Source organism: Sphingomonas sp. P2_B6 (assembly GCF_056404755.1).
The window spans coordinates 242,354-257,383 of record NZ_JBFUDK010000005.1 but is presented as its reverse complement, the minus strand read 5'-3'; the positions used below and the strand labels follow the sequence as shown (position 1 = coordinate 257,383).

General features: G+C 66.1%; 9 protein-coding genes. 3 read left to right on the top strand and 6 right to left on the bottom strand.

Annotation, left to right across the window (positions count from 1 at the left end; all coding sequences use genetic code 11):
* Positions 1–20: 20 nt before the first annotated feature.
* Together galB and AC1DX5_RS09955 are read left to right on the top strand one after the other, a co-directional pair.
* Entirely contained in the window at positions 21–2,720 is a 2,700-nt protein-coding gene (gene galB, locus AC1DX5_RS09960; protein ID WP_478015178.1) for a beta-galactosidase GalB, read from the top strand.
* Between the two features lie 222 nt (positions 2,721–2,942).
* Positions 2,943–5,888, top strand: coding sequence for a TonB-dependent receptor (locus tag AC1DX5_RS09955; RefSeq protein ID WP_478015176.1), 2,946 nt, complete (start codon positions 2,943–2,945; stop codon positions 5,886–5,888).
* Positions 5,889–6,200: 312 nt separating this feature from the next.
* Here AC1DX5_RS09955 and AC1DX5_RS09950 read toward each other — a convergent pair whose 3' ends face one another.
* Positions 6,201–7,997, bottom strand: a complete 1,797-nt coding sequence (locus AC1DX5_RS09950; RefSeq protein ID WP_465170741.1) for an IlvD/Edd family dehydratase — start codon at positions 7,995–7,997, stop codon at positions 6,201–6,203.
* On the bottom strand, positions 7,997–9,133 hold the full coding sequence (locus tag AC1DX5_RS09945) for an aldose epimerase family protein (protein ID WP_478015174.1): 1,137 nt from the start codon (positions 9,131–9,133) through the stop codon (positions 7,997–7,999). The genes AC1DX5_RS09950 and AC1DX5_RS09945 overlap by 1 nt, the downstream gene beginning before the upstream one ends.
* Before the next feature lie 104 nt (positions 9,134–9,237).
* On the opposite strand from AC1DX5_RS09945, the gene AC1DX5_RS09940 reads away from it, so the two are divergent.
* Entirely contained in the window at positions 9,238–10,533 is a 1,296-nt protein-coding gene (locus AC1DX5_RS09940) for a sugar MFS transporter (RefSeq protein ID WP_478015172.1), read from the top strand.
* Between the two features lie 222 nt (positions 10,534–10,755).
* Here AC1DX5_RS09940 and AC1DX5_RS09935 read toward each other — a convergent pair whose 3' ends face one another.
* The 4 genes from AC1DX5_RS09935 to AC1DX5_RS09920 all read right to left on the bottom strand — a co-directional run bounded on the left by AC1DX5_RS09935 (position 10,756) and on the right by AC1DX5_RS09920 (position 14,965).
* A complete protein-coding gene (locus tag AC1DX5_RS09935; RefSeq protein WP_478015171.1) occupies positions 10,756–12,474 on the bottom strand; it encodes a cation acetate symporter in 1,719 nt (572 codons plus the stop codon).
* A complete protein-coding gene (locus tag AC1DX5_RS09930; protein WP_465170737.1) occupies positions 12,471–12,782 on the bottom strand; it encodes a DUF485 domain-containing protein in 312 nt (103 codons plus the stop codon). Before AC1DX5_RS09930 ends, AC1DX5_RS09935 begins: the two co-directional genes overlap by 4 nt.
* Before the next feature lie 230 nt (positions 12,783–13,012).
* Positions 13,013–13,906 (bottom strand): hypothetical protein, encoded by an 894-nt coding sequence (locus AC1DX5_RS09925; protein WP_478015169.1) that lies wholly within the window; start codon positions 13,904–13,906, stop codon positions 13,013–13,015.
* A 21-nt stretch (positions 13,907–13,927) separates the two neighbouring features.
* Entirely contained in the window at positions 13,928–14,965 is a 1,038-nt protein-coding gene (locus tag AC1DX5_RS09920; RefSeq protein ID WP_478015167.1) for a DUF1176 domain-containing protein, read from the bottom strand.
* Between the last annotated feature and the right edge of the window lie 65 nt (positions 14,966–15,030).

Genomic DNA, 15,030 nt, shown 5'->3' with positions numbered 1-15,030 from the left:
CCGTGCGTGGAGAAGATGTCGTGGCAAATCTGGCTCGAACCCTGGCGCGGCTGTCCACGCTGATGGTCACGGCAACGCTCGCGCTGTCGGGCGCCCAGGCCCAGACCGCCCCGCGCGAGCGCGTCCCGATCAACAGCGGCTGGCGTTTCCATATGGGCGACCCCGCAGGCGTCACCGGCCTGTCCTATGACGTGCGGCCCGAGATCGGGAAGAGCGAGGACGGCAAGGCAGCCGATGCGAAGCCCGACGAAGCCAGGGCCGTCACCGCCGTCGCCCAGTCCGTGCTCAAGCCCTGGATCCTGCCCAGCGCCAATGCCTTTATCCGCGATCCGGCGAAGCGCCACGTTCGGCCCGCGGGCAACCCCGGCAGCGACGTCTCCTTCGTCCAGGCTGGCTTCGACGACAGCGCCTGGCAGAAAGTGACGCTCCCGCATGACTGGGCGATCGAGCGGCCTTTCCTGAAGACCGGTCCCTATGGCGGCATGGGCCGGCTGGAGAGCTGGGGCATTGGCTGGTACCGCAAGGCGCTCGATATTCCCGCGCGCGACAAGGGCAAGTCGGTGTTCCTCGATGTCGAGGGCGCCATGTCCTATTCGGCGGTCTGGCTGAACGGCAAGCTCGTCGGCGGCTGGCCCTATGGCTATAATGGCTGGCGGCTCGACCTGACACCCTATCTCGCCTTCGGCGGCAGGAACGAACTGGTCATCCGCCTCGACAATCCGCCCGAATCGGCGCGCTGGTATCCCGGCGGCGGGCTCTACCGGAATGTGTGGCTGACCAAGGCGAATCCCGTCCATGTCGGCCAATGGGGCACGCGCGTGACCACGCCCGACGTCGCGAAGGACAAGGCGATAATCGCGCTCGACGTCTCGCTCGACAATGAGTCCCGCGTCGAGGCGAATGCGAGCGTGCGCACCGACATTTATGCGCTCGATGCCGCCGGCCGGAAGACGGGCGCCGTCGTCGCCCGCATCGCGCCCGCCAACACGCGCATCGCCGCAGGCGGCAGCGCCAGGATCGCGGGCGCGACCAGCCTCGCCAATCCGCGCCTCTGGGGCCCGCCGCCGACGCAGCAGCCCAACCGCTATGTCGCCGTCACCACCGTGACGCTGGGCGGCAAGCCGGTCGATCGTTACGAGACTCCGTTCGGCATTCGCGCCGTCACTTTCGACGCGAACAAGGGCGTGTTCGTCAATGGCGAGCGTATCGAGCTGAAGGGCGTCAACAATCATCACGATCTCGGCGCGCTCGGCGCGGCGTTCAACGTGCGCGCGGCGGAGCGGCAGCTCGAACTGCTGCAGGAGATGGGCGTCAACGCGGTCCGCATGAGCCACAATCCGCCCGCGCCCGAACTGCTCAAGCTGACCGATCGCATGGGCCTGCTGGTGATAGACGAAGTGTTCGACGTGTGGGAGCGCAAGAAGACCCCGCTCGATTTCCACCTGATCTTCCCCGACTGGCACGAGGCGGACCTGCGCGCGATGCTGCGCCGCGACCGCAACAATCCGTCGGTCGTCCTGTGGAGCGTCGGCAACGAAGTCGGTGAGCAATATACCGCGGAGGAGGGCGCCGCGATCTCGCGCGGGCTGGTCCAGATCGTCCGCGAGGAGGATCCGACTCGCCCGACCACCACCGCGATGAACTATGCCAAGCCGGACATGGCGCTGCCCGGGACGGTCGACGTGATCGGCCTCAACTATCAGGGCACCGGCGTCCGCGCCTATCCCGGCCAGTTCGCGGCCTTTCATGCGAAATATCCCGACAAGGTGATCCTGAGCACCGAAAGCGCCTCCGCGCTCAGCAGCCGCGGCGAATATCTCTTCCCGGTGGCCGGTGCGATCAGCGGCCCGGTGCGGCCGGGCTCGGGCGGCGACCCGGACCGGATGCAGGTCAGCGCCTATGAGCTGCATGCCGCCGATTTCGGCTCCTCGCCCGACCGCGTCTTCGCCTCGAACGACCAGAACCCGTTCGTCGCGGGCGAATTTGTCTGGACCGGCTTCGACTATCTCGGCGAGCCGACGCCCTATTATGCCGCGCGCAGCTCCTATTCGGGCATCATCGATCTGGCGGGTTTCAAGAAGGATCGCTTCTGGCTCTATCAGGCGCGCTGGCGCCCGGAACTGAAGTTCGCGCATGTCCTGCCGCATTGGACCTGGCCCGGTCGCGAAGGGCAGGTGACGCCGGTCCATGTGTTCAGCTCGGCCGACGAAGCGGAATTGTTCGTCAACGGCAAGTCGCAGGGCAAGAAGACCCGCGCGCCCTATGAATATCGTTTCCGCTGGGACTATGTCACCTATGCGCCCGGCGAGTTGAAGGTCGTCACCTGGAAGGGCGGCAAGCCCTGGGCGACCGAGGTGGTGAAGACCGCGGGCGCGCCCGCCGCGCTCGAGGCGACGCCCGACCGCGCGCAGATCGACGCCGATGGCCGCGATCTGTCCTTCGTCACCGTGCGCATCACCGACAAGGACGGGCTCACCGTGCCGCGCGCCGACGATCCGGTGACCTTCACGGTCGAAGGGCCGGGCGAGATCGTCGCGACTGACAATGGCGATCCGACCAGCTTCGAGTCGTTCCAGTCGCCGACCCGCAAGGCGTTCAACGGCCTCGCGCTGGTGGTGGTGCGGGCCAGGGTCGGCAAGACCGGGACGATCACCCTGCGTGCCCGGTCCGGGGCGCTCAAGGACGCCACGATCGTGCTGAAGAGCATGGCCTCGAGGTAACGCTATCGCTATTGCCCGCGCTCCGGGCGGCCTCTTGCCGGAGGTCGCGACGGCGCTGCATCGCGCAAAGAGACGATGCGTTCCGGTTCTGCGCTCAACCGAACATCGCTGCTTGACAGATTTTACCCAGACAATTAGCGGCCCGGATTGGTAGCGCTACCAGCGCTTTGTGCAATCAGGCGATCCGTCGACGAGCGGGCGCCTTCGGAGAGGTAAATCATTATGTTCCTGCGTAATCAGTCCCTGCGGACCGCCCTGCTGGCCGCCACCGGTATCGGTGCCCTGACGATCGCTGGAACTGCCTCGGCACAGGAAACGGCCGCTCCGGTCGTAAATACTCAGAGTATAAATACTGCGCCCGACGCTGCCGCGTCGCAAGAAACCAATCCGACGAACCCCGACGACGCAACGGGGGACGACATCGTCGTCACCGGCATCCGCGCCTCGCTGCGCAGCGCGACCAACGCCAAGAAGAACGCCGTCGCCTTCGGCGATTCGATCTTCGCCGAGGACATCGGCAAACTGCCCGCGACCAACCTGGCCGAAACGCTGAACCGCATGCCAGGTGTGAAGCTCAACCGCGACATCAACGGCGAGGGCCTGCAGGTCTCGATCCGCGGCCTCGGCCCCAGCTTCTCCAAGGTGCTGCTCAACAACACGCAGATCGCGATCGCCTCGGACGGCGGCACCAATGGCGGCAATTCGAACCGCGAGGTCGATCTCGACTTCTTCCCGTCGGAGCTGTTCACCCGCCTCGACGTGGCGAAGAGCCCGGTCGCCTCGACGCTCGAGGGCGGCATCGCCGGCACCGTCAACCTGCGCAACGCGCGCCCGTTCGACAATCCCGGCCAGCACGTCACCGTGATCGCGCAGGGCCAATATACCGATAGCAACCAGCAGGTCAGCCCGCGCGGCGCGATCGTCGCCAGCAAGACCTGGGACAATTTCGGCGTGCTGATCGGCGTCTCGGGCGTGCAGACCAAGACGCGGATCGACGGCTTCGAAACGATCGGCTGGACCGATGCCAATCTCACCTGCCCGACCGCCAGCTGCAATGCAGGCGGCAACGGGTTCTCCTATGCGTCGGTCACGCCGAACAATGTCGGCCACGGCCTGACCCCGGGCACCCCGCTCGATCTCGCCGCGACCTCGGGCCTGTCGCTCGACCAGCTTTCCAAGGCGATCATCCCGCGGCTCGGCCGCAACAGCTTCACTGACGGCACGCGCTCGCGCATCTCGGCGCTGGCGTCGGTCGAATGGCGGCCGAGCGACACGCTCAGCTTCGCCGTCGACGCCATCTACGCCAAGTCGATCCGCGATTATTACCGGCTCAACATGAACTGGTATGTCCGCAACTCCGGGCCCGGCACCTCGCCGACCTCGACCGGCGGCATGGTCCCGATCGGCCTGACGGTCGATCAGAACAATGTCGTGACCAAGGGCACCTTCGCCAACTCCAGCTTCTTCCTGGAGAATGACGTGTTCCACCAGACCACCGAGTTCTGGAACGTGAACCCGAACGTCTCGTGGCAGCCGGCCGATAACGTGAAGATCGACGCGCAGCTCAATTACGGCCATTCGACCTTCTTCCGCGAACAGCCCCAGTTCGATTTCCAGACGCCGCGCGAATCCGGCCTGGAGGTCACCTATGACAACAGCACCGGCGCCGCGCAGCCGATCATCACCACCAACCGCGACCTGGGCGATCCCAATCTCGGCTGGCAATGGTACCGCGTGAACGTGCAGAATGTCCGCCGCGAGACGACCACCAAGGGGGCGCATCTCGACACGACGATCGGCGACAAGACGACCAACTTCAAGTTCGGCCTGGCCTATGACGAGGCCTCGCGCTCGATCCGCGCCTATGACAACAGCATCGCCTTCCAGACCTCGGTGTGCGGCGCGACCTGCAACGGCCTGACCGGCTCGGTGCCGAATTCGGCGGTGGCGCAATATCTGTCGCGCTGGAGCGTCGACAATTTCGGCCATCTCGCCGATGGCAGCGTCGGCTATACCAGCATGATCATCCCCAATCTGGCGGCGCTGGAAAAGGCCACCAACTATGCGTCCTTCCGCGACAGCGCGCCGGAGAGCAGCGGCGCGGTGACCGGCGGCGCGACCGGCGACATCGCGGAAAAGACCTTCGGCGCCTATGCCGAGACCAATGCCGTCGCGACGGTCGCGGGCAATGATCTGCACATCAATGCCGGCATCCGCTACGTCCACACCAACCAGACGGTGGTCGGCCCGACCCAGACCGCGACGGGCCTGGTCGATGTCACACTGAAGACCGGCTATGACGAGTTCCTGCCCTCATTCAACGCGACCTATGACCTGACCAGCCGGATCAAGCTGCGCGTCGCCGCCTCGCGCAGCATGACGCGTGCCGATGCCAGCCAGTTGCTGCCGGGCCTGACCTTCTCCGATCCGTCGGCGCAGATCGCGACCGCGGGCAACCCGGATCTGAAGCCCTACACCTCGAACAATATCGATATCGGCGGCGAATATTATACCGGCGGCATCGGCTATGTCGGCTTCGCGGCGTTCCACAAGAATGTCGACGGCTTCACCGTGACGCAGCAGTCGACCGTGCCGTTCACCTCGCTCGGCATCAACTATAGCGACCTCAACACCACGCAGCAGCAGGCGATCGACCTGCGCGGCGGCCCGAATGTCGCGACGGTGACGGTCAACCGGCCGGTCAATCTGCAGAATCTGGTGCTCGACGGCATCGAGGGCACCTGGGTCCAGCCGCTCGACTTCGCGGTGAAGGGTCTCGGTGCCTCAGCCAACGTGACCTATATCAAGCAGAGCTCGTCGAGCGGCCTGTTCGCGCCGGGCGTGGCGCCGTGGAGCTACAACCTCCAGGGCTTCTACGAAGGGCACGGCGTCTCGATCAGCGTCAACTATGTCTGGAACGACAAGACGGTGGCGGCGAACGGCCCGCAGAACAATCTGCCGGTCGGCCTGATCAGCGATGCGCGCGGCCAGCTCGATCTGTCCGCCGGGTACGAACTGCCGTTCCTGAACAAGGCGTTCCGCCTGACGCTCGACGTGCTGAACATCACCAACGCGCCGCTCCGCACGACCTTCGGCTACGAAAACGCGACCTACAGCGTCTATTATCCCGGCCGCCAGGTCCTGTTCGGCGTCCGCTCCAAATTCTGAACCCTTTCCTCTCCTCCCCCCTCCGGGCCGGCCTTCGCGCCGGCCCTTTTTTTGGGTTGGAAAGGCGTCTTAGCCTCAGTCAATACCGTCACCGCGGACGTGTTCCGGGGGCCATCGGCCCGCAAACGCAAACGCAAGGGCTGCGGCGCCGATGGGGTCATGGATGGACAAGTCGGCATGACGGTTCGGTGGATTGACCTCAACACCGTTCGTTTCGAGCGAAGTCGAGAAACCTGCGCAATGCCCAGCCAATGTGTCTCGACTTCGCTCGACACGAACGGAGAATGGTCGGCTGGACTCCCAACCGGATGGTTAGTGATTATCCCGCGGCAACCCGCGCGTCTGGGCGATCCGCTGATATTGATCAGCCCCTTCCAGGATCGCGCCGCTATCCAGCTGGCCGACGATCGCACGCTGGATCTCCTGCCACGGCGTCTGCGAGGCGGGATAGGCATAGCCGCCCGCCGCCATCAGCGCGCGGCGGCGCTCGGCCAGCTCCGCATCGTCGATCAGTACATTGGCCGTGCCGGCGCGCAGGTCGATGCGCACCCGGTCGCCGGTGCGGATCAGCGCCAGGCCGCCATTGGCCGCCGCCTCGGGTGAGGCGTTGAGGATCGAGGGCGAGCCCGACGTGCCCGATTGCCGCCCGTCGCCGATGCAGGGCAGGGCGTGCACGCCTTCGCGGATCAGATAGGCGGGCGGGCGCATGTTCACGACTTCCGCCGCACCCGGATACCCGATCGGCCCGGCGCCGCGCATGAACAACAGCGTCCGGTCCGTGATGCCGGTCGCCGGATCGTCGATGCGCGCGTGATAATCCTCGGGCCCGTCGAACACGACCGCGGGGCCTTCGAACGCGTCGGGATCGTTCGGGTCGGACAGGTAGCGCGCGCGGAATTCGGGGCTGATCACGCTGGTCTTCATGATCGCCGCGTCGAACAGATTGCCCTTGAGCACGACAAAGCCCGCATCCGCCATCAGCGGCTCGGCGAAGGGGCGGATCACATCGGCGTCCTCGATCGTCGCGTCACGGCAATTGTCGCCGATCGTCCTGCCATTGGCGGTGATCGCGTCCTCGCGGATCAGCCCCTGCTTCATCAGCTCGGCCACCACCGCGGGCACGCCGCCCGCATGATAGAAATCCTCGCCGAGATATTCGCCCGCCGGTTGCAGGTTGACCATCAGCGGCACCTTGTGGCCGTGCGTCTGCCAGTCGTCGAGCGGCAGGTCGACGCCGATATGGCGCGCGATCGCGGCGAGATGGATCGGCGCATTGGTCGATCCGCCGATCGCGGAATTGACCACGATCGCGTTGGTGAAGGCGTCGCGCGTCAGGATGTCGCTGGGTTTCAGATCCTCGGCGACCATCTCGACGATGCGCTTGCCGGTGCGCCACGCCACTTCCTGCCGGTCGCGATAGGGGGCGGGGATCGCCGCCGATCCGGGCAGCTGCATGCCGAGCGCCTCGGCCAGCGAGTTCATCGTCGTCGCCGTGCCCATGGTGTTGCAATAGCCGGTCGAGGGGGCCGACGAGGCGACGAGCTTGACGAAGCCGGCATGGTCGATCTCGCCCGCCGCGAGCAGCTCGCGCGCCTTCCACACGATCGTGCCGGATCCAGTGCGTTCGCCCTTGTGCCAGCCGTTGAGCATCGGCCCGACCGACAGCGCGATGGCGGGGATGTTCACCGTCGCCGCCGCCATCAGGCAGGCCGGCGTGGTCTTGTCGCARCCGATSGTCAGCACSACGCCGTCGAGCGGATAGCCGTATAGCACCTCGACCAGCGCCAGATAAGCGAGGTTGCGGTCCAGCCCCGCGGTCGGGCGCTTGCCCGTCTCCTGGATCGGATGGACCGGGAATTCGATCGCGATGCCGCCCGCTTCGCGAATGCCTTCGCGCAGCCGCTCGGCCAGCACGAGGTGATGGCGGTTGCAGGGGGAAAGGTCTGACCCGGTCTGGGCGATGCCGATGATCGGCTTGCCCGATTGCAGCTCCTCCTGCGACAGGCCGAAATTCATGTAGCGCTCGATATAGAGCGACGTCATGTCGATGTTCGCGGGGTTGTCGAACCAGGCGCGCGAACGCAGCCCAGAAGGTGGTGGTGTCGTCATCAGCGTGGCGCCACCGAGACGCGGTAGATCATCAGGTGGCGATAAGGCTTGCCCGGATCGACCCGTGCCGAGCCGAAGGCCGGCTGGTTGGGCGTATCGGGGAATTTCTGCGGCTCCATCGCGACGCCGTCACCCATGCGATAGACATGGCCGTGCTTGCCGACCAGCGTGCCGTCGAGGAAATTGCCGGTATAGAGTTGCAGTCCGGGCTCGGTGCTGAGCACTTCGAGCACCCGGCCGGAGACGGGGTCCTCGAGCCGCGCGGCCAGCTTGGGCTCGGCGGTCAGCCCGGCATCGATCGCGAAATTATGGTCGTAGCCGCGGCCCGCGACGATCTGCGTGTCGCGCCCGTCACGCAGGCCCTCGGCCAGCACGCGCGGCTTGCGGAAATCGAAGACACTGCCCTGGACCGGGCGCAGCTCGCCGGTCGGGATCAGGGTGGCGTCGACCGGGGTATAGGCTTTTGCCGGCATGGTCAGCCTGTGACCCATCGCGCCCATCGGCGACCCTTCGCCGCCCAGATCGAAGATCGCGTGGTTGGTCATGTTGACGATGGTCGGCTTGTCGCTCGACGCCCTGTACTCGATCGACAGCGATCCCTTCTCGTCGAGGCCGTAAGTGACGGTCACGTCGAGCTTGCCGGGATAGCCCTGGTCGCCGTCCGGGCTGACATAGCCGAAGGTCACGCGCGCCACGGGCCCGTTCTCGACCGAGACGACGCGCCACACCACCTTGTCGAAGCCCTTGGTCCCGCCGTGCAGCGAATTGGGCGCATTGTTGATCGGCAACTGATAGGTCTTGCCGTCGATCGCGAACTGCCCCCTGGCGATGCGGTTGGCATAGCGGCCGACGGTCACGCCGAAATAATTGGGCTTGTCGACATAGCCGGCGAGATCGTCGTAACCGAGCACCACATCGGCCGGCTTGCCGTCGCGGTCGGGCGCGACCAGCGATTGCAGCGTGGCGCCATAGCTCAGGATGCGCGCCGTCACGCCCTTGGCATTGGACAGGGTGATCGCCTCGACCTTCGCGCCGCCGACCTCGCCTACGGTCTCGCGCGCCGCGGAGGCGGCATGGGCCTCGGCGGCCACGCCAAGGGTTCCAATCGCCGCCAGCATGATCAAAACCTTCTGCATGAAAAATCGCCCTCCACCACGGCTGCTCGAACCGGCGCCGTTGACCGCGATTTTGCTTACATATACTCAGACAAAAAACAAGCGATGCAGCAGAGGACGTGAAAATGGCGGGACCGATACTCAATACGACGGCGCCGCTGGGGGCAGGCGCCGGCGCGGGCCCCGGCTACCGGGCAACGCTCAGCCTGCTCGCCACCCTGTTCTTCATGTGGGGGTTCATCACCGTGATCAACGGCACGCTGCTGCCGCATCTGCGCAGCGTGTTCGATCTCAATTATACCCAGACAACCCTGATCGAATCGGTCTGGTTCATCGCCTATTTCTTCGCTTCGATCCCCTCGGCGATGCTGATCGAGCGGATCGGATACAAGCGCTCGATCGTCGCCGGCCTGATCATCATGGCCTTCGGCGCGGTGCTGATGGTCCCCGCCTCGATGATCCCCTCCTATGGCGTCGTGCTCGCGGCCCTGTTCATCATCGCCGCCGGCATCACCTTGCTGCAGGTCGCGGCCAACCCCTATGTTGCGGTGATCGGATCGCCCGAAACCTCCTCGTCGCGCTTGAACCTGGTCCAGGCGTTCAACTCGATGGGCACGACCTTGGCGCCCCTGTTCGGCGGCTATCTGATCCTCGGGCGCAGCACCTCGGGCACTGCGGCAGCGGGCGCGGTGCTGACCCCGGCGGAGCGGCTGGCCGACGCGCAATCGGTGCAGCTGCCCTATCTGATTGTCGCCGCGGTGCTGGTCGTGCTCGCGGTGGTGATCGCGCGCTTCAAACTCCCCGACATGAACGCCTCGACCCGCGGCCAGGCGCGCGAGGCACGGCACGGCCACAGCCTGTGGCGTCACCGCAACCTGGTGTTCGGCGTACCGGCGATCTTCATCTACCTGATCGCCGAGATCGGCGTCGGCAATTTGTTCATCAACTTCGTCTCCGCGCCGGAGATCGGCAATCTGACGCACGAACAGGCCTCGCATTATCTCTTCCTGCTATGGGGCGGGATGATGGTCGGGCGTTTCCTCGGCAGCTATCTGATGCAGCGTATCCCGGCCGAAACCGTGCTCGCGGCGTTCAGCGTGGGAGCGCTGGTCGTGATGCTCATCGCGACCTTCACCACCGGTCCGATTGCGATGTGGGCGCTGATCTCGGTCGGGCTGTTCCACTCGATCATGTTCCCCACGATCTTCACCCTCGGCATCCGCGGCCTCGGCCCGCTGACCGAGGAAGGATCGGGCCTGCTGATCATGGCCATCGCCGGCGGCGCGCTGGTGATCGTGCATGGCTGGCTGGCCGATGCGTACGGCCTGCAACTGTCCTTCCTGCTGACCGCGGCGTGTGAGCTCTATGTGCTCTTCTATGCGCTGTGGGGGGCGAAGTCGGTCGAGGCGGCGGCGGACTGATCCGCCGCCTGCGCCACGCCGTCAACTCGGACCTGTTCGGTGGCGGTCCCGCTGAAGCATGTACCTACTCGTTCCCCGGCGAAGGCCGGGGCCCAGTCGGGAAGGCTATCGTTGTGAAGCGGGGCGCCAGTTTATAGGCGTCCCCCAACTGGGCCCCGGCCTTCGCCGGGGAACAAGTAAAGTAGGTACCACCGGACAAGTCCGGCACGACGGAGGGAGCGGTCAGTGGCTGGAAGCCCCGGCCGCCCCGATTCCCGTCTCCGACCGCACCCGCTGCTCGAGATACGCCCCTCGATCCACCGCCGCCCGCGCGGACGTATCGAGCACCGACACCAGCCAGATCGTGAAGAACGCCAGCGGCACCGTGAAGATCGCCGGCGACGAATAAGGGAAGATCGCCTTGTCGTGATGCAGGATCGCGACCCAGATCGCCGGCGACAGGATCGTCAGCACCAGCGCCGTCACCAGCCCGACCGATCCGCCGACCACCACGCCCCGCGTCGTGCAGCCCTTCCACAGCAGCGAGAGCAACAGCACCGGGAAATTGCCCGATGCCGCCAGCGCGAAGGCCAGGCTCACCATGAACGCGACATTCTGCTTCTCGAACAAGATGCCGAGCAGGATCGCGACCACCGCCAGCACCAGCACCGTCCGCCGCGACACGCGCAGCTCGGCCGCTGAATCGGCCGCACCTTTCCGGAACACCGTCGCGTAGAGATCGTGGCTCACCGCCGAGGCGCCCGACAGGGTCAGCCCCGCGACCACCGCCAGGATCGTCGCGAACGCCACGGCCGAGACGAAGCCGAGAAAGATGTTGCCCCCGATCGCCTGCGCCAGATGGATCGCCGCCATGTTGCTGCCGCCGCGCAAGGCCCCGGTCGCGTCGAGATAGCCGGGATCGGTCGCCACCAGCACGATCGCGCCGAAACCGATGATGAAGGTCAGCAGGTAGAAATAGCCGATCCACCCCGTCGCCCACAGCACCGAGCTGCGCGCCGCCCGGGCATCGGGCACGGTGAAGAAGCGCATCAATATGTGTGGCAGGCCGGCGGTGCCGAACATCAGCGCCATGCCGAACGAGATCGCCGAGACCGGATCCTTGATGAAATTGCCCGGCCCCATGATCGATCGCCCGCGCGTCGCCGCTTCCGCGCCCGACAGGCCGGTCGCCACGGCGAGATCGGTCTTCACCTGCACGGCGCGCGCGAACAGCGCCTCGGGCGAGAAGCCGAACTGGGCCAGCACCATGAACGCCATGAAGCTCGCGCTGCCGAGCAGCAGCACCGCCTTGATGATCTGCACCCAGGTCGTCGCGGTCATGCCGCCGAACAGCACGTACAGCGTCATCATCACGCCGACGATGACGACGGCATATTCGTAGCGCAGGCCGAACAGCAATTTGATCAGCTGCCCCGCGCCGACCATCTGCGCGATCAAATAGAACAGCACGACGACCAGTGTGCTCAGCGCCGCGAAGGTCCTGACCGGCGTCTGCGCGAAGCGGAACGAGGCGACATCGGCAAAGGTATAGCGCCCGAGATTGCGGAGCCGCTCCGCCATCAGGAACAGGATGATCGGCCAGCCGACGAGGAAACCGATCGAATAGATCAGCCCGTCATAGCCATCCGCGAAGATCTGCGCCGAGATGCCGAGGAAGCTCGCCGCCGACATGTAGTCGCCGGCAATGGCCAGCCCGTTCTGGAACCCGGTGATGCCGCCGCCGGCAGTGTAGAAATCGGACGCGGTGCGCGTGCGCCGCGCCGCCCAGCGGGTGATGCCGAGCGTCAGGATCGCGAAGGCCGCGAACATGGTGATCGCGGTCCAGTTGGTCGCCTGCTGCACCGTCTGGCCCGCCACGCCGTCCGCCAGGGCAGGAGTGGCGATCAGCAGGGCGGCGGAGGCGATAGCGACAATGGGCGCGGCGGCGCGGGCGAGGGTCATTCGCCCTTGCTCTCGACCAGGCTCTGCACCAGCGCGTCGTAGTCGCGATTGGCGCGGCGCACATACAGCCCGGTCAGCCCGATCGCGAGCAGGATCACGCCGAGCCCGACCGGAATGCCGACCGATGTCACGCCCGATCCGATCGGCGCGGCAAGCGCGCTCTTGTCGAAGGCGATGAGCAAGATGAAGCCGAAATAGGCAGCGAGCATCACGCAGGTCAGCGTCCAGGTGAACCGGCCGCGCTGTCGCGTCAGCGCCAGGTATCGGGGGTCCGCCGCAATGCGCGCCAGACGTTCTGAATCAGCCATCCCCACTCTCCCTGCCGCTCGTTGGCGGTATCGCTACCATGCCGCAACCGGGCATCGATGCAAGCCTCGTTTCTCCCCTTTCTACCTTCCCCGGCGGAGAGTACCGGGTCGGATCGTCCCCCGGACGATCCTTGAACATGCGGGGCATGTTCAACCCGGTACTGGGTCCAGTTGGGAAGGCAGCAATGAGACGCGTTGCGGGTAGTTGGGTGGAAACGACGAGCGCTTCGTTATCGCTCGCCGGGGCCGGTGCCGGACCCGCTATCGATCGTGACGCTGTAGGTAATCCGGTCCGGCAGTGCCTTCTCGATCGTGAACGCCAGGTCGCGAATATGGACCTGCCCTGTGCCCAGCCTGAAGGTCTCGGTCTGCCCCGATCCGGGATGCACCAGATCATCGATCGAATAGCCGCGGACCTCGAACTGCATCTCGCCGTTCTTGATGCCCTGATAGGCGATGTCGTAGATTCGCCCGACCTCGATCGCGTCATGGTCCCTGGGATCGGGCACCTGCGGCCCTCTGGCATAGTCGCGTGGCGGCACCATCGGCTGCCCCATCGGGACCGTCTGCTTCTTCCCGAAGCTGGCCGGCGGCGGCGCGGAGGAGCGAACGACCGGCACGGTGCCGTCGGCGGCCAGGCGATCGTGCACGGCGCGCGGGGACTGGCCCGCATTGGCCTCGTCGAGGACCGCCGCGGTAAATGCCGCATCGTCGATGGTCAGGGGGAAATAGCCGGCCGCTTCCCGTGCGGCTGCGTCGGAACAGGCAAAATCCAGCTCGGCCTGCGCTATCGGGCCGTCGGGCTTCGCCATCTCCGGGGCGCGGCGGGTCGAGGTGTCGATCACTGCCTCGTCATGGCCGAAGCGCTGGACGCCTACCCAGCCCAGGACGCGGCCGGCGCAGTCCGCGCGCATGAACTTGACCCGCATCGCGACGGGATCGCCTTGGCGGCGGATCACCTCCTTCGACGCGAAGTCGACCCTCTGCCCATCGCGCTCGACCGATCCCGCATCGACGAACACCGCCCGGTCTCCGGCATGGCCGGCATACCACCAGGGCGCCGCCGTTGCCGGCGCGCCAGCGACGGTCGCAAGCATTGCAAGAAGCTTCCATGAAATACGCATCGATCGTCCTTTGTCTGACTGCTAACGGGTCGATCGAAACAGCGTCGGCCAGTCCCCCGGCGCGGTGCCCCCACAGGATTGCTGGAGCGTCATCTCGGAGAGGCGGAACGTCTCACCGTCCCAGATCCAGCTCGCCGACATGCCGCAATCGGCAAGTCCGCGGCCCTTGGCCGCCATGCTCAGCGTGCCCGTCTTCGGATCGAACGCGCTTTCGGTGAAATAGGCCGCGCCCGATCCGCCGGATCCAGCGCCGCGATACGGGGTCGGCGCAATAAGCCGATGCGCGGCGCCACCCGCACGGGGGGCGATGAAGGCAAGGGAGGACCCCTGATACGCGCCCATGATGCAGGGGATCAGGACGAGCGCCCGGCCCTCGTCCAGGGCATGTGCCTCGGGCAATTCCGGCGTCTCCCCGCATTCCTCCTTGTCGAATTCGGCCTTCTCGCTGGCACGAACCGAGGCGATCAGCCGCGCTTCCTCAGCCGCGGCCAATTGCGCTTGGATCGGATGACTGGAAATCCTGGGCAGCATCGGCGCCGCGGGCACCCGTGCTGCGGGCAGCGGACCCGGCTTCAGCAGGGCGGTAACGCCGCCCACTCTGCCCTGACGATCGTCGAGGCGCAGAACAGCCGCAGCGAAGCCGTCCAGCGGCACCGCAACATCTCCGCCCAGCGTCAGCTTCGAGGCCATGCGGAGGCGCTGCACGATCGCCCGCACCGCGCCGGGATCATCGCTCGTCGCCGAGGTCTCTCCATCGGACGTCGTCAATTGCCAGGCCGGCGCCGTCAGGCCTGCCGGCCGGCCGTCGATCGCGACATCGCCAAGTGCAAAGCCGTGATTGGCGCTGATCGAGACGATCGCCTCGCCGTTCGGCCCTGCATCCCGCTCGATCCGGATCTCGGCGCCCGCGTCGCTGTCGCTGAACCCCTTCGCGACACAGGCGAGTGTGTTGTCGCACGCAACAAACCAGGATCGGTAGCTGTCGTAAGACTGCACGGGCTCGGGAACTGGGTCGGAAGCCGAAGCTGCCGCAGCCAGCAGGAGAAGGATTTTGGCCATTGCTCGCACAATCCCGGGCACCGTTGTTCGTTCCGACGCTTCCGCGCCAACCCGGAAAAGTGCGC